Origin of the sequence: Corynebacterium provencense (assembly GCA_900049755.1) — a bacterium.
Lineage (GTDB): Bacteria > Actinomycetota > Actinomycetes > Mycobacteriales > Mycobacteriaceae > Corynebacterium > Corynebacterium neomassiliense.
Map to the genome: position 1 here is coordinate 49942 of LT160593.1, position 20439 is coordinate 70380.

Here is a 20439-nt window from a genome sequence, read left to right on the forward strand (position 1 = left end):
CTGGGGGTGCTGCTCGTGTTCTGCGGCGTCCCCCGGCGTCTCCGGTGCCGGGGTGCCGGGATGACGACGAGAGTAGCACGGAATCCAAGGAGTGGTACATTAAAGTTCATGGTATTGAACTCTGGGGGGCGGAACAGCCCCTTCCTCGTGTACTTCTCCTCGGCTTCGGAGAACACCAGACGTTTCATCGAGGCGGTCGGACTCCCGGCCGCCCGGATACCACTGCGGAGGAAGGATGATCCCCTCTCTGTCCGACGGCCGTACATCCTGCTCACCCCCACCTACGGGGGCGGGGACGAGGGGAAGGCGGTGCCCCGGCAGGTCATCCGTTTCCTCAACGACCCGGACAACAGACGCTGGATCCGCGGCGTCATCACCAGCGGGAACATCAATTTCGGAGAAGCCTACTGCGCCGCAGGGAGAATCATCTCCGCGAAGTGCAGGGTGCCTGAGCTGTACCGGTTCGAACTCCTCGGCACCCGGCGCGACGTTGAGACCGTCCGCGAGGGGGTCACGGAGTTCTGGCGTTCGGGGAAAGCTGACACAGACGTGCCGGACAGGGACAGACCCCACAGGGAAACACCCCACAGGGGCAGCCCGGAAGAAGACCGGCCTGACCGGACCGCAGTTCACGACCACAGCACAGAAGACAGGGAGACCGCATGACCTACACCGACCATTCCCAGACACCGCCCCAGTGGCGTCCGGGTTCCACCGTCCCGTTGCGTCCGGTGAACTGGAACCGGATCGAGGACCCCAAGGATCTTGAGGTGTGGCAACGACTGACCGGCAACTTCTGGCTCCCCGAGAAGGTCCCGCTGTCCAATGACCTCCCGGACTGGCGTGCTCTCAGTGACGCCGAACGAACCCTCACCACCCGTGTCTTCACCGGTCTGACCCTGCTGGACACGGTGCAGGCCACAGTCGGTGAGATCAGCCAGATCCCGGACGCCCGCACAGAACACGAACAGGCCGTGTACGCGAACATCGCCTTCATGCAGGCTGTCCACGCCCGCAGTTACAGCTCGGTGTTCTCCACCATGTGCAGTTCCGGGGAGATCGAGGACGCCTACACCTGGGCCGTGGAGAACCGACGGCTGCAGCCCCGCGCCACTGCGGTGATGCGCCACTACGTCGGAACGGATCCGTTGAAGCGGAAGGTGGCGTCCACTCTGCTGTCGTCACTGCTGCTCTACGCCGGTTTCTATCTGCCGCTGTGGTACTCCAGCCGTGGGGTGATGATGAACACCGCCGACATGATCCGGCTGATCCTGCGCGACAAGGCCGTGCACGGCTACTACTCCGGGTACAAGTACCAGCGTGGTCTGGAGGCACACCCTGACCGGGTGGCGGAGATGGAGGACTTCACCTACCGCTTCACCGCGGAGCTCCTCGACCTGGAGAAAAACTACTCGGAGGACCTGTATTCCCTGGTCACGGACCAGCCGGATGCTCCCCTGACCTATGCGGGTGTGGACGCGTTCGTCCACTACAACGCGGACAAGGCGCTGATGAACCTCGGTTACACGCCGCAGTATGAGCAGCGGTCGGCAAAGGTGGGGCCGGAGATCATCGCCGCGCTCACCCCGGACTCCTCGGAGACACACGACTTCTTCAGTGGTTCAGGGTCGAGCTACGTCATGGGGCGGGCCGAGGTGACGGTGGAGGACGACTGGGACTTCTGATCCGCCTGCCGGAGATCCTGTCGCATCCACTGTCACCCCTGACGGGCACCCCCGTTGCGTGTGGATGCAGCTGGCACCGGCGGCCGGTCGGACTGTGCCCGACCAGGATCAGGCAGGATCAGGTCAGGTCACGCCAGGTCACGCCAGGTCAGGCGAGATCAGGTCCGAAGGCGGCACAAATGTGGGCAGGGCCACGCTGACAAGTGGAAAGTGAGTGCCGAAACGGGGCTACTCTGGGGCGCTGTGGACCGGCAGAATCTGTCGGACGCCGACAATTCAGAAGAAACTTCGGAAGGAACAGTCATGGGTGAACCCCGTGTAGCACTCGTCACCGGCGCAGGCCAGGGCATCGGCCGTGGTATCGCGTTGAAGCTCGCCGCCGACGGATTCGACATCGCCGTCGCCGACCTGCCTTTCCAGGAGGAGAAGGGTAAGGGCGTGGTCGCGGAGATCGAGGCGCTCGGCCGTCGTGCGATCTTCGTCGCAGCTGACGTCTCGAAGAAAGACGACATCGTCGCCGCCGTCGACGCCGCGGCCGACCATCTCGGCAGCTTCGACGTGATCGTCAACAACGCCGGTATCGCGCAGGTCAAGCCGGTTCTCGAGATCACCGGTGAGGATCTCGACAAGATCTTCTCCATCAACGTCAACAGTGTCGTCTTCGGCATCCAGGCAGCGGCCGCGAAGTTCGAGGAGCTCGGCAAGAAGGGCCGCATCATTTCCGCTGCCTCCATCGCCGCGATCCAGGGATTCCCGATCCTCGGCGCCTACTCCGCGTCGAAGTTCGCTGTCCGTGGCATCACCCAGGTCGCCGCCCAGGAACTCGCGCCCAAGGGCATCACGGTCAACGCCTACGCCCCCGGCATCGTCGGCACCGGCATGTGGGACCTCATCGACGAGCGTCTCTCCGAGATCAACGGCAAGCCCCGCGGCCAGAACCTCAAGGAGAACGTCGATTCGATCAGCCTCGGCCGTATCGAGACGCCTGAGGATGTCGCCGGTGTGGTGTCGTTCTTCGCCGGCCCGAACGCTGACTACGTCACCGGCCAGGTGCTGCTCGTCGACGGCGGCATGCTCTACAACTGACGGCTGCGATCACACCCGCACCACGATCTTGCCGGTGACGTGACCGGCCTCAAGATCGCGGTGGGCGCCTGCGAGGGTGGCTGCGTCCATCCCCTCCCGGACCTCCCCGGTGGTCGGGACGATGCGCCCGGTGTCCACCAGGTCGGCAATGCGGTCCAGGATCCTCCCCTGGGACGCCGGGTCGACCGTGGCGTCCGCGTCGGTACCGGAACCGTAGATCACCTTCGTGAACATCGACTCCCAGTGCAGGGAGACAGACTTGCGCTTGAACGCACCCAGGTCGAAGGACTCCGGGTCGTCGATGAGGCACAGGTGGGAGGCCGGTGCCATCAGCGCGGCGAGGTCACCGGAGCGTCCGGAGGACTGCGAGGAGAACACGAACCTCACCGGTGGCAGATCATGTCCGCCGGACGCCACCGGCTTCTGCAGCGCGGCGATCTGCTCTGCAAGCCCTTTCCGGTGGTCGATCACATGGTGCGCGCCCATGCGCGCCATCCAGCTCCTTGACCTGTCCCGACCGGCCGTGGCGATGACCGTCAGCCCGGTCAGTGCCCGGGCGAGCTGCACCATGATGCTCGGCACCCCACCGGCACCGCCGACGACCAGCAGGGATGCCGGACTACCCGGGTCGGGGGCCACCCCGCTGTCCAGCCCTGCCCCCAGTCGCTCGAACAGTGCCTCCCAGGCTGTCAGCGAGGTCAGGGGCAGGGAGGCGGCGTCCTCCGGCGGCAGTGACGTGGGGGCATGTCCGACAAGGCGCTCGTCCACCGCGTGAAACCGGGAGTTCGTCCCGGGGCGCAGCTGTGACCCGGCGTAGAACACGGCGTCCCCCACCGCGAAACGGGTGACACCGGTGCCGGCCGCGACGACAGTGCCGGCGGCGTCATAGCCGAGGACTGGCTGCTCACCGGCGGCGACGGCTGCGGCGGCCCGGCGACGCATCTTCGTGTCGATCGGGTTGACCGACACTGCAGCGACCTTGACGAGAAGGTCGTGCGGTCCGGGCGCGGGAACCCCGGTGACGACATCGGTGAGGCAGCGGGGGTCGGTGGCGGGGTAGGCTTCCGTCACCGCGACAGCGTGCATGGTGGCGGGCAGGGGCGCAGCCGGTGCGGAGGGGCGGGCGGAAGCTTCCGGGGAGGGCATGTCAGTCATGCCGCCGATGGTAGGCGACCTGTAACGTTGACGGTCATGAGTGAGAACAGCAAGTACGACCTGATCGTCGTCGGCAGCGGATTTTTCGGACTGACCGTCGCCGAGCGTGCCGCCAGCCAGCTGAACAAGAAGGTGCTCGTCATCGAGCGTCGCAGCCACATCGGCGGCAACGCCTACTCTGAGGCGGAGCCTTCCACCGGTATCGAGATCCACAAGTACGGCGCCCACCTGTTCCACACCTCCAACAAAAGGGTCTGGGACTACGTGAAGCAGTTCACCGAGTTCACGGACTACCAGCACCGTGTGTTCGCCATGCATGACGGCACCGCCTACCAGTTCCCCATGGGACTCGGCCTGATCAACCAGTTCTTCGGCCGCTACTACAGCCCGGACGAGGCGAAGGCCCTGATCAGAGAACAGACTGACGGCCTGAACCCGGAGGACGCCCGGAACCTGGAGGAAAAGGGAATCTCCCTGATCGGCCGTCCCCTCTACGAGGCATTCGTGCGTGACTACACCGCGAAGCAGTGGCAGACCGATCCGAAGGAACTCCCGGCGTCCAACATCTCCCGCCTGCCGGTCCGGTACACCTTCAACAACCGCTACTTCAACGACACCTACGAGGGACTGCCCGTCGACGGCTACACCGCGTGGCTGGAGAACATGGCGGCCGACGACAACATCGAGGTGCGCCTCGACACCGACTGGTTCGACGTCCGTGACAGTGTCCGCGCAGCCAACCCGGACGCCCCGGTCGTCTACACCGGGCCGCTCGACCTCTACTTCGGTTACTCGGAGGGACGCCTCGGGTGGCGCACCCTCGACTTCGAGACCGAGGTGCTGGACACCGGGGACTTCCAGGGGACCCCGGTGATGAACTACAACGACGCCGATGTCCCGTGGACCCGGATCCACGAGTTCCGGCACTTCCACCCGGAGAGGAAGAACTACCCGACGGACAAGACCGTCATCATGAAGGAGTTCAGCCGCTTCGCCGAAGGTGACGATGAACCGTACTACCCCATCAACACCCCCGAGGACCGGGAGAAGCTGCTGCGCTACCGCGAACTCGCAGAGGCGGAGACCGGGGACAACAGGGTCTTCTTCGGTGGCAGACTCGGCACCTACCAGTACCTCGACATGCACATGGCCATCGGATCTGCGCTGACCATGTTCGAGAACAAGATCTCGCCGCTGCTGGGCTGACGTCCGGCACAGTCCGGCACAGTCCGGTGAAGCCCGGCCGGACTGCTCCTGTCGCCGGGGGATCGCCGGACATTCCTCCCCGCACCCCCGCAGCGTAGTCTGAAAGACCATGAGCGAGAACACGGCGTCCACCCCGAACACCCCGTCCACCACCTGGAAAGAGCACCCCTGGTGGGATGTCTACCCCGAATGGACGAGGCCTGAACTCGACTACGACGCCGAGAACGAACGCACCCTCGCCGAGATCTTCGACCATGCGGTGAAGACCTGGCCCGAACGGCCGGCGATGACCTTCTTCGGGACCACCGTGTCCTACCGGGAGTACGGACGCCAGGTCAGTGTCTGCGCCGCGATGCTGCACAACCGTGGCGTCCGCAAGGGCGACAGGGTCGCTGTCGCCCTGCCGAACTGCCCGCAGGCGCTCATCACCTTCTACGCCGTCCTGTCCCTGGGCGCCACCGTCACCCTGCACAATCCGCTGTACACCGCCAGGGAACTCACGGTCGCCTTCCGCGACCACGGGGCGAAGGTGGGCGTGTTCTGGGACAAGGCGGTCGATGTCGCACGGGAACTGCGGACGGTCTCTCCGCTGGAACAGATCATCCCGGTGACCATCACCCGGGCGATGCCCTGGTACCTCCAGGCCGCGCTGAAGATCCCGGTCAAACCGCTGAAGGCCCTGCGCGGTGAACTGGCCGGCTCCACCGAGGGGCTCACCGAGTGGGCGGACCTGATGAAGGACGCCTCGGAGTCGGAGGGACGCGCCCTCATCGAGACCGCCGACGTCCGCCCCGAGGACATCGCCCTGGTGCTCTACACCTCCGGCACGACGGGATCGCCGAAAGGCGCGGGCCTGTCCCACGCCAACCTGTGCGCCAACATCATCCAGGGCCGTGACTGGGTCCCGGGGCTCGGCAGTGACGAGGAACCTGAGCGGATGCTCGCAGCTCTCCCGATCTTCCACGCCTACGGTCTGACGATGAACATCACCCTCGGCCCGTTGATCGGGGGGACGGTACTGCTGCTGCCGGCGCCGAAGCGGCCACTGCTCGCCGGTGCCATGAAGAAGCAGAAGCCGACGTGGATCCCCGGTGTCCCCGCCCTCTACCAGACGATCATGGACCTCGCGGAGAAGCAGAACATCGACATCTCCGGGGTGAAGGCGTCGTTCTCAGGGGCGTCCGGACTGCCGGTGGAGGTGGTCAGACGCTGGGAGAATCTGACCGGTGGCCTGCTGGTCGAAGGGTACGGTCTCACCGAAACGTCGCCGATCGTGCTCGGTAACCCCATGAGTCCCGACCGTCGGCCCGGCTATGTCGGTGTCCCCTTCCCCGACACGCAGGTCCGGGTGGTCTCGCAGGATGACCCCACCGTGGTGCTGCCCGACGGTGAGGCCGGTGAGCTCGTGGTCCGCGGTCCCCAGGTCTTCGGCGGCTACCTCAACCGGCCGGACGCCGACGCGGAGGTGTTCGTCCCCGGAGAGGACGGCCTGGGTGACTGGTTCCGTACCGGTGACATGGCTGTGATGGAGTCCGACGGTTTCGTGAAGATCGTCTCCCGGATCAAGGAGATGATCGTCACCGGCGGTTTCAACGTGTACCCGCAGGAGGTTGAGGAGGTGCTCACCGAGCACCCGTCGGTCGCGCAGGCGAGCGTGGTGGGCCTGCCCCGGGTCGACGGCTCCGAGACTGTTGCCGCGGCGATCGTCCTCGCCGACGGTGCCCGCCTGGACGAGGAGATCCTCAAGGAACACTGCCGTGCGGGCCTGGCCCGGTACAAGGTGCCCCGCGTGTTCAAGGTGTTCACCGAGCTTCCCGCCGACCAGCTGGGGAAGGTGCGCCGGGTCGAGGTGCGCAAGGAGATGACGGAGGAGTAGACGCCGCCCACAGTCGGGCGTATCGCCCCTTCGCGGCGATCAGCGTCCCGTGCGTGCCGGACTCCACGATCCGTCCCCCGTCCAACACCACGACGAGGTCCGCCCGGGCCGCCTGACTCAGCCGGTGGGCGACGATGACCGAGGTCCTGTCGCGGGTGACGGCGTCGACCGCGGCGTCCAGCCTGTCGTCGGTGCCCGCGTGGGCGGTCGCCTCGTCGAGAACCACCACCGGCGGGTCCGCGAGCAGGACCCGGGCCAGCGCCAGCTGCTGCACCTGCGCTTCGTCGAGCACGTCCGTGGAATCCAGGCCCAGGATGCGTACCCATCCGGCACCCACCGCGTCCGTCGCAGCGAGGAGTTCCGCGTCCGTGGCAGTCGGCGCGACCAGCCGCAGATTGTCCGCCACCGACCCCGAGAACCGGTGGATCTCCTGGGTCACCAGCAGGACGGCAGGGCTCCCGGGTGGCAGGGAGGACGCCGCCTCCTGCGCCGGGACCCCGCCGACGAGCACCTCACCGGACGTGGGACGCAGGGCACCGGCGATGAGCCGGGCCACCGTCGACTTGCCTGAACCGGACGCCCCGACGAGTACGACGCGCGCCCCGTCCGGGACTGTCAGCGTCACCCTGTCGAGAACTGTGCGGCCTGCTGCCCCGGATGCCGGAGAAGACACCGGGGCAGGTACAGCAGGGGACTCAGAGGCGGAGAGGGAAAGGGAGGGGGGAAGGGACGGGTAGGCGAACGAGACCTCCCGGAGCTGCACACCGGCACCTGCCACCGGCGTCGCAGGTGCCGCCTCCACCGGGACCTGCAGCACCCCGACCAGTCGGGCCAGGCCCACCTCAGCGCGCTGCAGGTCGTCGACACCGGCGAGAAGGTCGCTGACCGGGGCGAAGAACCGCTGGAAGAACAGGGCACCCGTGGTCGCCGCCCCCACAGTGAGAACTCCCGCCTCCACCTGCCGGAACCCCACGGCGAGAACAGCGGCGAGACCGAGGAACTCCGCGGTGTTCAGACCGGCGTTGAAGCCGTTGCGGACCTTCGTCGCCGCCCGGCCGATCTCCACGGCGGCCAGACTGCGCGACGCGATCAGAGCCAGACGGGCAGGCTCCACGGCATGGGCCCGCACGGTCGCGGCACCCGTGACAGACTCGATGAGCGCCTGACCGCGCTCGGCCTCCGTCCTCTGCTGACGTACATACAGGGGCCGTGACCTGCGCAGGAAACGGCGTCCTGCGAGAAGCTGCACAGGGAGGACAGTCAGGGCGGCCAACCCTGTCAGCGGGTCCAGCACGGCGAAGCCCGCGGCAGTGACCAGCAGTGTCACCACGGCCTGCGTGCTACGTGGCAGCACCTCCGTCACTGCACCGGTGACGGACTCGACGTCCCCGGTGACCCGGGAGACGATGTCACCGCTGCCGGCGGACTCCACCAGACCGGCATCCAGGCGGACCGCGGCGTCCACCACCTGTTCCCGCAGGTCCGCCAGGGCTGACTGCAGGGCGCGGACCAGTATCCGACCGCCCCACAGCACCAGCAGGGCTGCGCACACCCCGGTCACGAGCACCAGAGCGACCGTCACCGCCAGCCTTCCGGGACCGTTCCCGGCGATGACGTCGTCGACGATGCGGCCCTGCAGTGCCGGGACGCCGAGACCGGCGGTGGCACCGGCGGCGAGGAGCACCGCCGAGCACCGCCGCACCGGACAGTGGCCGCAGGTACGGGCGCAGCAGGGCCCGGGCCGCCCGGGCGGTGTCCGGTACCGACGCCTCGGGAAGCCTGGCGGCGACGTTCACGCTCACGCCGTCACCCCCGCGTCCACGACCACGGGGCAGGCGTCCAGGAGCTGCCGGTCGGAGGTGACGACCACGACCGCCCGGTCACCGGCGGCGACCAGGTCAGCCATCCTCGCTGCCACGTTGCCGCAGGTCACCGGGTCCAGTGCTGTGAGTGGTTCGTCAAGGACCAGGACCGGCCCGGACGTGTGCAGTGCCCTGGCGAGCACGACCCTCTGACGTTGCCCACCGGACAGGCGGTGCCCGCCCTCACCCAGCTGGGCGTCGGCGGAGCCCAGGTGGGCGATGACATCGTCGAGTGCGGTGGCGGTGACGACCGCCTCATCGAGCGCCCCGGGACCGAGGGTCACATTCTCCCGCAGGGTACCGGTGAACACCGAGGCCGAGTGCGGTGGGGCGGTGACACGGCGACGCCACGCGTCCGGTCCGACGGACAGGGCGTCCTCCCCGGAGAACGTGAGCTCGCCGGGGGAGGGGAGGGTCCGGTATCCCAGCCGGTCGGCGACGCGCCGGGCGGTTCCGGCGTCCGGCACGCTGATGCCGGTGAGCGCGGGGGGGGGGGGCCCGTCGGAGATGCGCCCCTAACCGGGCGGGCCCTGGCTTGTCTCTTATACATACACAGATGGGTGTGTGTGACGGGCGTGGACGCGGACCCCGCCGGTCACCCAGGTCAGCACACCGTCTCCGTCACAGTTGCCGTTTCCTCTGTGGTTACCTCTGCCGTTTCCTCTGCCGGCACCGTCGGCGGTGGCCGTGGCGTCCTTCCCCTCCGGCAGTCCGTAGTCTTCGGCGAGAAGGTCTCTCAGCCGCGCGGCGGAGGCCCGCTTGTACGCCCAGTTCGCGCCGAAGGTGCCGATGTGGGCCAGGGACCCCTTGAGGAACTGTGCCAGTCCGATGACCGTGACCAGCTGGCCGGGGGTCACCGAACCGTTGACGGTCAACCACCCGGCGGCGAAGGTGAGAACAGCCAGGTAGAGCAGTGACACGACCTCACTGACGGCGTCATAGGAACGCAGGGAGACCGCGGAGGCCACCGCCGTGTCGCGGGAATGCCTGCTGGCGGCACGGTAACGGCGGCTGATCTCGTCCCGTGCCCCGAGACCGCGGATGATGCGCAGCCCTGCCATCGCGTCCGCGGCGACCTCGGAGGCACCGGCGACGGCGCTCTGCTCCTCACGGCCGCGGGCGAACATGGGGCGGGACAGGCGTTGCATGAGCAGGAGCACCACCACGGCGCCGAGGAACACCCCGACGCCCAGGGGTACGGAGATGAGCAGCAGTGCGACCGTGGCGGCGAGCAGACCGGCCACCGTCGCGCCCTGCTGTACGACCGACCAGGCGACCCCGGCGACCTGGAAGGTGTCGTTCGAGGCGACGGAGAGGACCTCCCCGGTGGTGCGCCGTCGACCGGCGGTGCCCCGGGGGTGCAGCACCCGGCCCACGGCGAGCTGCCGCAGGTCGTGTTCACCGTGGCCGTAGACCCGCACCATGCCGAGCATGGCCCACTGGTATGCCGAGGACATGACCACGAAGGACGCCCCGAGCACGCCGAGCCAGAACACCAGTGCGGTGGCGTCGCCCGGGATCACGGCCCGGTCGATCACCGTTCCGATGAGCAGGGGAACGGAGGCCTCACCGAGACTGTGGACCACCAGGCCGAGAGTGCAGGCGATGAGTCGCCGCGAACGGCCGTCGCGGGTGAGCGCGGTGCGCAGCATGTCCGACGTGGTGACGGTGGAAGGGGCGGCGGTGGAAGGCGCGGCGGGCGGAGGTGGCGCGGGCATGGTCCTGACGCTAGTTCTTTTAAAAATCTATGTGTGGTAAAAAGAAAATCACCGGCGGTTCCTTTTCCCGGCCCCGCCGCGGGGGGCGAGGGCGGCTCACTGGTCCGGGAGGGCGCGGGGTGGGGGAGAGGGGCGCGGGCATGGTCCTGACGCTAGGGGCCGGCGGACGCGCCTGGAGGACGACCGTTGCCGTGCGGCGGACAGTGTCCGCACGGGTGCTCCGGACGCTCCGGATGTCGCGGGCGCTCCGGACGCTCCGGATGTCGCGGATGTCCGCGGGGACGGAGAAAGTGTCCTCCCGGGGAAGGTGAGGCTGACTAGCGTTCTGCAGGTAACAGCATGCGACGGAAGGAAAACACTGTGTCAGACACCCCGGTACCTGTGATGACGGCAGGAGGACCCGGTCTCCGGTTCCCCGGGAGGATCAGGGCGCTCCTGGCGGTAATTGTCGCGGTCACTGTCGCGGCAGCCGGAGCCCTCACCGCCTGCTCCTCCTCCGACGGTGACAGTGCGCCGGACGACAGGCGGGTCTTCGCCGACGCCGAAGAGGGAGCATTCCCGGTCACCGTCGACCATGCCTACGGAAGCACCACCGTCGAGGCCCAGCCGCAGCGGGTGGTGGTCGTCGGGTGGGCGGGCTCCGACCTCGCCGTGCAGCTCGGGACGGTACCGGTGGCGCAGGGGACCGCGGGTGGCGACGGAGAGAGTGCGGAATACTACCCGTGGTTCCGCGAAGCCGTCGACGCACTGGGCGCTCCACTGCCCGCGACCGATCCGTCACTGGAACGTGGTGACGTGAACACTGAATTCGTCCTGGAGCAGAACCCCGACCTCATTCTCGCGGTGAACTCCGGGATCACGGAGGATGAGTACAGGAAGCTGTCAGACATCGCACCGACCGTGGCCTTCCCCGACGAACCCTGGGCTACCTCGGCAGAAGATCATCTGGACATGGTCGCCAGGGCACTGGGGCGTCCTTCACAGGCAGAGAAGATCACGGGGGACCTGGACGCGAAAATCGCGGAGACCGCTGACAGTCACAGGGAACTCGACGGGAAGACCTTCCTCTACGGATTCCTTCCCGAGGACGGCCAGACCGTGATCTTCTCCGACCAGGATGCCCGGGTGAAGACACTCCAGAAACTCGGCCTGGTCGATTCCCCGGACCTCGGCAGGCTCGCCGCCGAGGCGGACGGTGCCTCCAGTTTCAACGTCTCGGTCGAGAAGCTGGTCGGCACGACCGCCGACCTGTACGTCACCGGTACCGACCGGGAGTCGTGGGACGAGACGCTCCGATCCAACCGTGCCTTCGCATCCTGGGGGCCGGTCGGAGCAGGTCACACCGCGCTGATCACTGACAAGGACGTGAGCCTGGCGTTGTCGGTCTCCACACCGTTGAGTCTGGCGTGGGCGATCGACGACATCGCCGACGTGTTGTCCGGGGCCGTCGGTTAGCCGGAAAGCGGGCGGCCATGGTCCGTCCGCGGATGAAAAGTGCACGCCAGACCGGGGTGAGCCTACCTGGGCTCTCCTGAAACAGAGATCCTGAAACAGAGATCCTCCGACCGAGAGAGAATGTCATGAACCTCCGTCAACTCACGACGGTCCGCGCCCGCCGTGTCCGCCGCACTGTAATGACTCTGGCAGCCACCATCGGCGTCCTCGCGGCGTCGGCCTGCAGTTCCGGTGGCAACAATGCCGGAGGTGACACAGCCACGCGCACCGTTGCCAGTGCATACGGTGACATCGAGGTGCCGGAGGATCCGGAGCGGGTGGTTGCGGTCACCTATGACACTCCGCTGCAGCTCAGGTCTCTCGGAATCACCCCGGTCGCCACCCTTGACTATTCAATGTCGGGAGACGGGCTCACTGAGGAGCAGCAGAGGTATCTTGCTGCACCGGATTCGGTCGGGAGTGCCGGATCACTGGATTTCGAGGCTGTGGCGAAAGCCGAACCGGATCTCATCGTGGGCGACGCCATGGCTCTCGGGGACGGGGACTACGAGCGGCTCGCGGCCATTGCGCCGACAGTTCTGGTCCGCACAGGAAACTGGGGAGACTGGCAGGGTGTCACGGCCGGAATCGCAGAGGCCGTAGGGAGAACGGGAGAGCTTTCCGAAGGGAAGAAGCGATACGAACAGCATCTTGCCGAGCTCGGCGAGAAGTACCGTGACGTGCTGGAGGACACGACTTTCGCGTCTGTCGCGCCGATGGATGAGAACAGTTTTGCCGTGCACTATCCCACTGGTCCGGCAGGTGCTGTCTACCGGGAGATCGGTATGCGGACGGCATCGTCGATTCCGTCCGGAGACTTTCCCAACGGATGGGAGAAATACTCGGATGAGAGGATCACTGACGTGCTGGGAGAGGCTGACGTCGTCATTGTTCCCGCGGGACCCGACGGCAGTGTCCTTACGGATGTTGCATCGTTGACGGACAATGTCCAGTTCCAGAACCTCAGGGCAGCGAAAGAAGAGAAGGTGTTCGGGGTATTCGTACAGATCACGGATTATTCGACGGCAGAGAGTTTCTTGAGCGCTGTCGAGAAATCCGTGCTCAGACCCCTGCAGGAGTGACAGCTTCCGTTCCCCGGCCGAACTGGTGGTCCCCGACCACCTCCTCTCCGCCGGTGAGCTGACGCGGAGGTGCCGGCAGGAGTCCCTCTGACAAAGATGGCGAATGTGATGGACGCCTCGGCCCGGATGGCTTTCCGTACCTGCGGCAACTGTGGATCGGTCAGTGTCTCCGGATGCATGTGCCGTGCCCGCCACGCCGCCGCACCTGTCCGCTGCGCGAAGATTCCGCCGGGTAGGGTTGCCTCACTGAACATGGCGTAGACGGCCCGGGGAATACGGTGCCGTGACACCTCCGCCACATGACGAGAGGCTGACAGAAGCACATGACCAGCAGTGATGAAAAGTACCCTGCCGACTATGTTCCCCGTGTCCACCGTGCAGGGGTTCTGGCCGTGACCAGGGTGGGGACCGCGATGGTGCGTGTCACCCTCGGCGGAACGGACATGGCGGACTATCCGACGACCGGTGTCGGTGACGAGTGGATCCGGATCTTCTTCCCTGACTCGCCGGCAGAGCCTGTCCGTCTTCCGGAACTGCAGGGCCGGGGCTGGGTGTACGACGAGGGGGTGGAGCCGTCTGAGATGCGCACCTACACGGTCAGGGCCTGGCGGGCAGGGGAGATTGACGTGGACTTCGTCGTCCACGGCGACGGTGTCGCCACCACCTGGGCCACGACCGTGGAAACAGGTGGCGAGGTCGGCCTCACCCCACCGGTCGGCGTCTACGACCGTCCTCCTGAGGCCACCCGCCAGGTGCTCTTCTGCGACGAACCAGGTCTTCCCGCGGCACTCCGGATCATCGAGACCGCTCCGGCCACAGTGTCCTCGGTACTGGTGTGCGAAGTCCGTGCCGAAGGCTACGGGATAGTCCCGTCCAGAGATGACGTCGAGTGCATCTGGCTCCCCGGTTCCGGCAACGGTGTCGCGGAAAGCAGGATCCCTGACGTCCTCTCCGACATGGAGATCACCGGTCAGGACGCCGTGTGGGCGGCGACGGAGACCCGAACCTCGCGCGCGGTCCGGAAGATCCTGCGCCGGGACAAGGGCCTGGCCAGGGGAGCTGCAACGACGATGGGCTACTGGATCCACGACTCCGAACAGTGGCGTGCGACCTGGGACGCCCTCGGTCCCGACTTCGCCGACAAGGTCCGGGACATCTTCGACAGTGACCTCGATGACGACGAGAAGACCGCGGTCGTCGACGAACTCTACGGGAGCAGGGGACTGTGACCGCCGCAGTGACCGGTGCCTCCTTCCGGGGCGCCGGGGACGCCGGGGGCACCGGGGACGCCGGAGGTGCCGGGAGTTCAGGCGATGCGAGGGATGCGCTCATTCCGGGTGACTACCTGTTCACCCTGCGGGAACTGCGCTACCCCAGTCCCCTGGAACCTGAACTGTGCACCGGCCGGACCCACCGTCACGACAACCATCATGTGGTGTTCTTCTCGGTACGCGGTACCGCGCACGTGGACATCCGGGGCAACCGCCACCATCTTCCCCCCGGACTCGGACTGTTCGTACCGGCTTCAGTGGAGCATGTCTCGGACACTTCGGAGGACAGCACCCTCACCGCCGTGTACGTCCGGCCGTCAGCCTGGCAGGGCCCGGCCGGTGCTGTCCGGGATGTCACGGTCAACACGGCGACACGGGAACTGCTCCTGCACCTGGCCTACCGGGGAATGTCACGGCAACAGCGGTTCCGTGCCCAACGCCTGTGCCTGGAGTTCATGGCCGAGCCCGGGGCTCCGGGACTGGAACTGCCGTTGCCACGCAGTCCGCTGATCCAGCCGATCACCCGTCAGCTGCTCGAACACCCGGAGGACGCCCGTTCCCTCGATGACTGGGCGTGGCTGCTCGCCACGTCCGGTCGGACCATCGCCCGCGCCTTCCGGTCCGACACCGGGATGACGTTCAGTGAATGGCGGACTGTGGCCCGTATGTCCGCCGCCGTGCGGTTGCTGGGTGAGGGAACACCGGTCGGCACGGTGTCCCGCAGGGTCGGCTACACCAGTCCGAGTGCCTTCGCCACAGCGTTGAAGAGGATCACCGGCCGTGGCCCACAGGACTTCCGGACCCGGTGACAGGCGTGACGGCGGTCCCGTCAGACTCCGTGACGCACTGTCCGCTGAGCGAAGAATCCTGTCGTCCACCAGTGTGGACGCACTTCTACTGTCGACCAAGGTGACCCTGGCCTGACATGGCGGGGGCTTTCAGCAGAGGAGTGGACATGGCAACAGTGAAACTGCGACGCACGGCGTCCATGTGGCGTACGGCCGCGGCGGGAGTTCTCGCGGCGGTGACCCTGGGCGCGGCAGTGGCGTGCTCGTCCGGCGACGACGGGGACAGTGCCGCCGGTACATCCGGGGAGTCCGGCGACGGGAACTTCCCCGTCACCGTGGGGCACGTCTACGGTGAGACGGAGATTCCGGAGAAGCCGGAGCGGGTCGTGACGATCGGGTGGATCACCCACGACATCGTCGCCGCGCTCGGTACGGCTCCGGTAGGGGTCGACGAAACCTGGGGCGGGGACGACGAGGGCTTCACCCCGTGGTTCCGCCACCAGGTCCAGGATGTCCTCGGCGCGGACATGCCGGAGACGACGAACAGGGACGACGGCACGACAGACATCGAGAAGATCGCCACCCTGAAACCCGATCTCATCCTCGCCCCTCATTCGGGCGTCACCGCCGACGACTACAGCAAGCTCAGCAGCATCGCGCCCACGGTCGCCTACCAGGAGAAACCGTGGCAGTCGGGGAACTGGCAGGACCTCACCCGTACGGTGGCGAAGGCACTGGGGGAGGACGCCAGGGCCACCGAACTGATCTCCGAGACCGGGGACGCCATGGCCGCGGAGGCGGCGAAGCATCCGCAGCTGGCGGGTAAGAACTTCCTCTACGGGCTCACCCTGCCCCCGGAGGGCTCCTCGAGCATCGGCATCTACGTGTCCGGGGATCCTCGGGTGGCGTTCCTACGGGAGTTCGGGCTGGTGGACAGCCCCAGCCTGAAGACAGATCTCAATGTGGAGGACGCGGACTCCTTCTACGGGGACATCAGTCTCGAGAACCTGCAGCGGGTGAAGACTGACCTCTTTGTCGGATGGTCCGGCGGGCACGACGAGACCGAGGACACGCTCGACAATCCCGCGGTGGCCAGGTGGGAGCCGATCAAGAGCGGTCACTACTACCTGATCGAGGACGAGACCCTGGCGTCGGCGACCAACGCGCCCAGTCCCCTGAGTATCCGATGGTCGCTCGACCAGGGATTCCTTGATGATCTGGCCTCGGCCGTCGACGGGGGTGCGGTGGTCCGCCCAGCCCGGTGACCTCGACCCCTGCGGGGCGGACCGCGGTGTGTGGAGCACCCGACCGACGCCGGAACAGGTCAAGAATCCGTCACTTCCGGACAACTGAATGTTCGGAGGAGAGGCTAGGCTACGAAGCCGGTAAGAATGCCCTGAATCACCACCTGCTCCACCACCTGCTCCACCACCTGCTCCACCGTCGGCGACAACCACCTGTGAACAGCGCCGGCGACAACCGTACCGAGACTGACGACAGACAGAGATGACACATCTGACCACCGACGCCCCACCGGACCCCGGCCCGGACGAGAACTCCGGCGGCACATCCGCTACCACCGGTACTGACCCTGATACCGGCGGCGGAGGTCGCCGGGACAGAGGCATCAACGCCCGGCGTGCCCTGGGGCTGATCGTGCTTGTCGTGGCACTGGCACTGGCCTTCCTCGCCAGTCTCGCCCATGGTGCCAACCCGATCCCCTACGCCGATGTCTGGGACGCCATCTGGCACCGCGGTGAGAACGAGGCGTCCTGGATCGTCTGGGACCAGCGCCTGCCGCGCACCGTCATCGGCATCCTCACCGGAGCAGCTTTCGCGCTGGCAGGTGCACTGATCCAGGCACTGACCAGGAATCCGTTGGCGGACGCCGGGATCCTCGGCGTGAACGCCGGCGCCGGACTGGCGGTGACCGTCGGCGTGGGCGTCCTCGGGATCTCGGGGATCACCCAGTACATCTGGTTCGCCTTCCTCGGGGCCGCGGGGACGACAGTGCTCGTCTATGTCATCGGCGTCGCCGGAGGCGGCAGAGGAGCCAACCCGGCCACCCTGGTGCTCGCCGGTGTCGCCCTCGGTGCCGTGTTCGGAGGAGTCACCAGCTTCCTCACCCTCATCGACCCCGACACTTTCGAGTCGATCCGTAACTGGAACCTCGGTTCGGTGGCTCGGACCTCGCTGGAGGACGCGCGTTTCGTCATCCCGTTCCTGCTGCTCGGGTTCGTTCTCGCCGTGCTGGTGGCCACCGACCTGAACTCGATCGCCCTGGGTGACGACCTGGCCGCCTCCCTGGGAACCAGGGTGGTCAGGGCCCGTGTGGTCACCGTCGTAGCGGTCACAGTGCTCGCCGGCGGAGCGACCGCCCTGACCGGGGGCATCGGATTCGTGGGCCTGATGGTGCCCCATGTGGTGCGCTGGATCGTGGGCCCCGACCAGAGATGGATCTTCTTCTACTGTCTGCTGGGCGGACCCGTGATGGTCCTGCTGGCAGACACGCTCGGACGCGTCATCGCCCGTCCCGGTGAGATCGAGGTCGGCATCCTCACCGCCGTCATCGGTGCACCCGTCCTCATCGCGCTGGTCCGCCGGAAGAATGCGAGTGGTCTGTGAGTATCAGAGAGAGAATCAGGAACCACACCGGAGAATCCGGGATCGACTTCGGCTACCGCACCGTCGTTGTCCGTACCCCCCGGACCAGTGGCAGGGTCCATGTCCGTCTCGTGGTCGTCGCCGTGTCCTTCCTCGTCGCCGCCGCCGTACTCGCGGTCGTGGCCATCGGCATCGGCGACTACCCGCTGAATCCCTGGCAGATCACCCGTGCGATCTTCGGCGACCCGGAGACCCGCTTCCACCGCATCGTCGTCGTGGAGTGGAGGATGCCCGTCGCCATCTCGGCGGTTGTCTTCGGGGCGCTGCTCGGCATCGGCGGGGCGGTATTCCAGTCGATGACGCGGAACCCGCTGGGCTCCCCGGACATCATCGGGTTCGACGCCGGCTCCTACACCGCCGTCACCCTGTGCATGCTCGCGTTCGGGGCGACCGCCTACTGGGACGTCGCCTTCGCCGCCATCATCGGGGGAATCATCACGGCGGGCATCGTCTTCCTCCTGGCGCGGAAGAACCGGAAGGTCGAGAGTTTCCGCCTCATCATCGTCGGTATCGGCGTCTCGGCCACGCTCGGCTCCCTGAACAGTTACCTGATCACCCGCGCCGATGTCGAGGACGCCATGATGGTCGGCTTCTGGTCCGCCGGTTCAATCAACCGGGTGACCTGGAACTCCCTGGTTCCGGTGCTCGTGCTCGCCGTTGTCGTCCTCGCCGGTGTGGCACTGCTCGCACCGTCACTGCGGCAGATGGAACTCGGGGATGACGCCGCCACCACCCAGGGAATCAACGTGGAACGGACACGACTGCTGCTCATGGTCTTCGGCGTCGCCACGACAGCGCTCGTCACCGCCGCAGCCGGACCCATCAGCTTCATCGCGCTGGTCGCCCCGCAACTGGCACGGCGCATCGCGGGGACCCCGGGGGTGACGGTGCTCGGTGCCGCGGCGGTGGGGGCGGCCCTGCTCACGTTCGCCCACTTCCTGTCCCTGGTGATCGCACAGTTCTACCGGTCCATCCCCGTCGGACTGCTGACAGTGTCCGTCGGCGGTATCTACATGATCTGGCTGCTGATCCGCGAGGCACGGGTCCAGTACGGGACGCCGAAATGAGACGGGACACCGACATGAGGAGTGACAACACCGTGAACACAGATACCGTCGAGGCGCGGCTGCAGATCCGCGACGCCACCATCGGCTACGACCAGCGGATCATCTCGACCGACCTCACCGTCGACATCCCGCACCGTTCCTTCACTGCCATCATCGGCCCCAACGGGTGCGGAAAATCCACCCTGCTCCGGGCCGTGGCCAGAGTGCTCACCCCGGTGAAGGGCCAGGTCCTCCTCGACGGCCGGGCGATCGAGACCTACGGGTCAAAGGAGGTGGCCCGGCAGCTCGGTCTGCTGCCGCAGACCTCCCTCGCCCCCGAAGGCATCCGGGTCGCCGACCTGGTCGCACGTGGCCGTGCACCGTACCAGTCCCTCATCCGCCAGTGGAGCCCGGAGGACGAGAAAGCGGTGAAGGACGCCCTCGTGGCGACCCGGACCGACAGTCTCGCCTCCCGTCCCGTCGCCGAACTGTCCGGTGGACAACGTCAGCGGGTGTGGGTCGCGATGCTGCTGGCCCAGCAGACACCGGTGATGCTGCTCGACGAACCGACGACATTCCTGGACATCGCCCACCAGTACGAGCTGATGGAACTGCTGCGCACCTTCCACGACGACGGCAAGACCGTCGTCACCGTTCTCCACGACCTCAACCAGGCCTGCCGTTACGCAGGACATCTCATCGTCATGAGGGACGGTCAGGTGGTGACCACGGGCAGCCCGCAGGAGATCATGACCCCGGACCTCGTGGAGCAGGTCTTCGGTCTGCGGTCCCTCGTCGTCCCCGACCCGGTCACCGGCACCCCGACGGTGGTCCCGCTGGACCCGAGGTCCGCCGAAGGGGGACTCGCCCCCGTCACACCCGTCGTCGACGAAGCCTGACAGTCCGCGGCGACGACGCCTACGATGCACACCATGCGCACCGCGAAGACCACGGCCGTCACTGTCGCTGTCGCCGCGACCACCGTCCTGGTGTCGGCGTCCTGCTCCGACGGGACGGAGCGGGATCCCGGCCGGCAGCAGACCGCCACAGAGGCGGCCACCGGGTCATCCGGGCCGGGATCACCCGGCCCCGCTTCATCGGGCCCGGGCGCAGACGTGGAGGCTTTCCTCGCTGTAGCCCGCGCCGCCGGCTGGAACTGCATCCCGGGTGCGGACCCGTACACCGAACACCCGGGAGCGACCTGCAGTCCCGGGGCGGGAAAGGAACTCACCGGTGCGGTGTTCGCCGTCTTCGACCGGTCGGACGTCCCCGACGGGGCGGCGGCGGTCACCCTCGCACAGGACGCCGCAGGTGATGCCGCCGTGCAGGGGCAGTTTCTCCCGCTCGACTCGGACACCGTCTCCGGCTACTGCGTCAACACCCTGGGCACCTGCGCAGACAGCAGGTTCGACACCCTCGGACTGACCCTGGGATGACCGGTCTCACAGGGAACTCCCGGTAAAATCCGCCACCTGTCCGCGTGCCGGACTACACTCCCGGGTCCCC

The 20439-nt window shown here is 67.0% G+C and carries 18 protein-coding genes; 14 read left to right on the top strand and 4 right to left on the bottom strand.

Going from position 1 to position 20439, the window contains the following annotated elements; genetic code table 11:
• Window positions 1-108: 108 nt before the first annotated feature.
• From nrdI to BN3906_RS06745, 3 genes are all read left to right on the top strand, one after another.
• Complete coding sequence (gene nrdI / locus BN3906_RS06735) at window positions 109-666, top strand: class Ib ribonucleoside-diphosphate reductase assembly flavoprotein NrdI (protein ID WP_078057244.1); 558 nt, start codon at window positions 109-111, stop codon at window positions 664-666.
• Complete coding sequence (nrdF, locus tag BN3906_RS06740) at window positions 663-1685, top strand: class 1b ribonucleoside-diphosphate reductase subunit beta (RefSeq protein WP_078057245.1); 1023 nt, start codon at window positions 663-665, stop codon at window positions 1683-1685. The genes nrdI and nrdF overlap by 4 nt, the downstream gene beginning before the upstream one ends.
• Window positions 1686-1988: 303 nt before the next feature.
• Window positions 1989-2771, top strand: a complete 783-nt coding sequence (locus BN3906_RS06745; protein ID WP_066586376.1) for an acetoin reductase — start codon at window positions 1989-1991, stop codon at window positions 2769-2771.
• A 9-nt stretch (window positions 2772-2780) separates the two neighbouring features.
• Here BN3906_RS06745 and BN3906_RS06750 read toward each other — a convergent pair whose 3' ends face one another.
• A complete protein-coding gene (locus tag BN3906_RS06750; protein WP_066589381.1) occupies window positions 2781-3917 on the bottom strand; it encodes a zinc-binding alcohol dehydrogenase family protein in 1137 nt (378 codons plus the stop codon).
• Window positions 3918-3962: 45 nt separating this feature from the next.
• Here BN3906_RS06750 and glf point away from each other — a divergent pair, with 45 nt between their 5' ends.
• Window positions 3963-5132, top strand: a complete 1170-nt coding sequence (glf, locus tag BN3906_RS06755) for a UDP-galactopyranose mutase (protein ID WP_066586378.1) — start codon at window positions 3963-3965, stop codon at window positions 5130-5132.
• A 109-nt stretch (window positions 5133-5241) separates the two neighbouring features.
• Window positions 5242-7008: a long-chain-fatty-acid--CoA ligase gene (locus BN3906_RS06760; RefSeq protein WP_066586380.1), complete on the top strand. Its 1767-nt coding sequence runs from the start codon at window positions 5242-5244 to the stop codon at window positions 7006-7008.
• Here BN3906_RS06760 and BN3906_RS06765 read toward each other — a convergent pair.
• The 3 genes from BN3906_RS06765 to BN3906_RS06775 all read right to left on the bottom strand — a co-directional run bounded on the left by BN3906_RS06765 (window position 6935) and on the right by BN3906_RS06775 (window position 10588).
• Window positions 6935-8692 (bottom strand): ABC transporter ATP-binding protein, encoded by a 1758-nt coding sequence (locus tag BN3906_RS06765; RefSeq protein WP_066586383.1) that lies wholly within the window; start codon window positions 8690-8692, stop codon window positions 6935-6937. The genes BN3906_RS06760 and BN3906_RS06765 overlap by 74 nt on opposite strands.
• Before the next feature lie 114 nt (window positions 8693-8806).
• The gene (locus BN3906_RS06770; RefSeq protein ID WP_066586393.1) at window positions 8807-9337 is read right to left on the bottom strand and encodes an ATP-binding cassette domain-containing protein; all 531 of its coding nucleotides are present in this window, start codon (window positions 9335-9337) and stop codon (window positions 8807-8809) included.
• Window positions 9338-9412: 75 nt separating this feature from the next.
• A complete protein-coding gene (locus BN3906_RS06775) occupies window positions 9413-10588 on the bottom strand; it encodes an ABC transporter transmembrane domain-containing protein (RefSeq protein WP_066586396.1) in 1176 nt (391 codons plus the stop codon).
• A 360-nt stretch (window positions 10589-10948) separates the two neighbouring features.
• Between BN3906_RS06775 and BN3906_RS06785 the strand changes: the two genes are divergently transcribed.
• The 9 genes from BN3906_RS06785 to BN3906_RS06825 all read left to right on the top strand — a co-directional run bounded on the left by BN3906_RS06785 (window position 10949) and on the right by BN3906_RS06825 (window position 20369).
• A complete protein-coding gene (locus BN3906_RS06785) occupies window positions 10949-12043 on the top strand; it encodes an ABC transporter substrate-binding protein (RefSeq protein WP_261796890.1) in 1095 nt (364 codons plus the stop codon).
• Between the two features lie 125 nt (window positions 12044-12168).
• A complete protein-coding gene (locus tag BN3906_RS06790; protein WP_078057249.1) occupies window positions 12169-13164 on the top strand; it encodes an ABC transporter substrate-binding protein in 996 nt (331 codons plus the stop codon).
• Between the two features lie 323 nt (window positions 13165-13487).
• Window positions 13488-14393, top strand: a complete 906-nt coding sequence (locus tag BN3906_RS06795) for a siderophore-interacting protein (protein ID WP_066586404.1) — start codon at window positions 13488-13490, stop codon at window positions 14391-14393.
• Complete coding sequence (locus BN3906_RS06800; RefSeq protein ID WP_066586407.1) at window positions 14390-15244, top strand: helix-turn-helix transcriptional regulator; 855 nt, start codon at window positions 14390-14392, stop codon at window positions 15242-15244. The genes BN3906_RS06795 and BN3906_RS06800 overlap by 4 nt, the downstream gene beginning before the upstream one ends.
• A 146-nt stretch (window positions 15245-15390) precedes the next feature.
• A complete protein-coding gene (locus BN3906_RS06805; protein ID WP_066589389.1) occupies window positions 15391-16488 on the top strand; it encodes an iron-siderophore ABC transporter substrate-binding protein in 1098 nt (365 codons plus the stop codon).
• A gap of 241 nt (window positions 16489-16729) precedes the next feature.
• On the top strand, window positions 16730-17848 hold the full coding sequence (locus BN3906_RS06810; protein WP_315969036.1) for a FecCD family ABC transporter permease: 1119 nt from the start codon (window positions 16730-16732) through the stop codon (window positions 17846-17848).
• On the top strand, window positions 17845-18954 hold the full coding sequence (locus BN3906_RS06815; RefSeq protein WP_078057250.1) for a FecCD family ABC transporter permease: 1110 nt from the start codon (window positions 17845-17847) through the stop codon (window positions 18952-18954). Before BN3906_RS06810 ends, BN3906_RS06815 begins: the two co-directional genes overlap by 4 nt.
• Window positions 18955-18968: 14 nt before the next feature.
• A complete protein-coding gene (locus BN3906_RS06820) occupies window positions 18969-19832 on the top strand; it encodes an ABC transporter ATP-binding protein (protein ID WP_066589400.1) in 864 nt (287 codons plus the stop codon).
• Between the two features lie 33 nt (window positions 19833-19865).
• Window positions 19866-20369 carry a hypothetical protein gene (locus BN3906_RS06825; RefSeq protein ID WP_147592857.1) on the top strand — a complete coding sequence of 168 codons (504 nt, stop codon included), beginning with the start codon at window positions 19866-19868 and terminating at the stop codon, window positions 20367-20369.
• Window positions 20370-20439 lie beyond the last annotated feature (70 nt).

Excerpts from the sequence above, each read along its gene's own strand:
- BN3906_RS06795 (WP_066586404.1), top strand. The coding sequence starts at position 13,488 with ATGACCAGCAGTGATGAAAAGTACCCTGCCGACTATGTTCCCCGTGTC.
- BN3906_RS06750 (WP_066589381.1), bottom strand. The coding sequence starts at position 3,917 with ATGCCCTCCCCGGAAGCTTCCGCCCGCCCCTCCGCACCGGCTGCGCCC.
- BN3906_RS06760 (WP_066586380.1), top strand. The coding sequence starts at position 5,242 with ATGAGCGAGAACACGGCGTCCACCCCGAACACCCCGTCCACCACCTGG.
- glf (WP_066586378.1), top strand. The coding sequence starts at position 3,963 with ATGAGTGAGAACAGCAAGTACGACCTGATCGTCGTCGGCAGCGGATTT.
- BN3906_RS06775 (WP_066586396.1), bottom strand. The coding sequence starts at position 10,588 with ATGCCCGCGCCACCTCCGCCCGCCGCGCCTTCCACCGCCGCCCCTTCC.
- BN3906_RS06790 (WP_078057249.1), top strand. The coding sequence starts at position 12,169 with ATGAACCTCCGTCAACTCACGACGGTCCGCGCCCGCCGTGTCCGCCGC.
- nrdI (WP_078057244.1), top strand. The coding sequence starts at position 109 with ATGGTATTGAACTCTGGGGGGCGGAACAGCCCCTTCCTCGTGTACTTC.
- BN3906_RS06810 (WP_315969036.1), top strand. The coding sequence starts at position 16,730 with ATGACACATCTGACCACCGACGCCCCACCGGACCCCGGCCCGGACGAG.
- nrdF (WP_078057245.1), top strand. The coding sequence starts at position 663 with ATGACCTACACCGACCATTCCCAGACACCGCCCCAGTGGCGTCCGGGT.
- BN3906_RS06820 (WP_066589400.1), top strand. The coding sequence starts at position 18,969 with ATGAGGAGTGACAACACCGTGAACACAGATACCGTCGAGGCGCGGCTG.
- BN3906_RS06805 (WP_066589389.1), top strand. The coding sequence starts at position 15,391 with ATGGCAACAGTGAAACTGCGACGCACGGCGTCCATGTGGCGTACGGCC.
- BN3906_RS06825 (WP_147592857.1), top strand. The coding sequence starts at position 19,866 with ATGCGCACCGCGAAGACCACGGCCGTCACTGTCGCTGTCGCCGCGACC.
- BN3906_RS06745 (WP_066586376.1), top strand. The coding sequence starts at position 1,989 with ATGGGTGAACCCCGTGTAGCACTCGTCACCGGCGCAGGCCAGGGCATC.